This is a genomic window from Vibrio sp. 10N.222.49.C9, from assembly GCF_041474985.1.
Taxonomy (GTDB): Bacteria; Pseudomonadota; Gammaproteobacteria; order Enterobacterales; family Vibrionaceae; genus Vibrio; species Vibrio crassostreae_C.
In genome coordinates, this window is the sequence record NZ_JBFRVD010001119.1 from 1 (window position 1) to 284 (window position 284).

A 284-nucleotide genomic window follows, 5' to 3' on the forward strand; every position below is an offset into this window, starting at 1 on the left:
GCGCGAGTCAGCACCAGCTGCTCAAAATTATGCATTAATCCTGGTTTTGTAGCATTGCTTGAGCCGTGAATTGCAACTTCACCGTATTTAGTATCAAATAGCCATATCTTAGCGTGCATCATTCCTTCTTTCATCAAGACCACCTTTATATCTAACTTATTGTTTAATATAAGGTAGTTAATAGCTTCTAGAGTGGTCAATTCCAAATCTGATGGTTTAAGTTCATCGAACTTAAACATGTACTTCAGCATCGATTTCTTATTAAGATAAGCTTCGTATAATGC

The 284-nt window shown here is 36.3% G+C and carries 1 protein-coding gene; it reads right to left on the reverse strand.

All coding sequences use genetic code 11. The annotated features are described in order from the left end of the window. The coding region (locus AB4585_RS27165; RefSeq protein WP_372171849.1) for a phospholipase D-like domain-containing protein at positions 1 to 239 on the reverse strand (239 nt) is incomplete at its 3' end. Positions 240 to 284 lie beyond the last annotated feature (45 nt).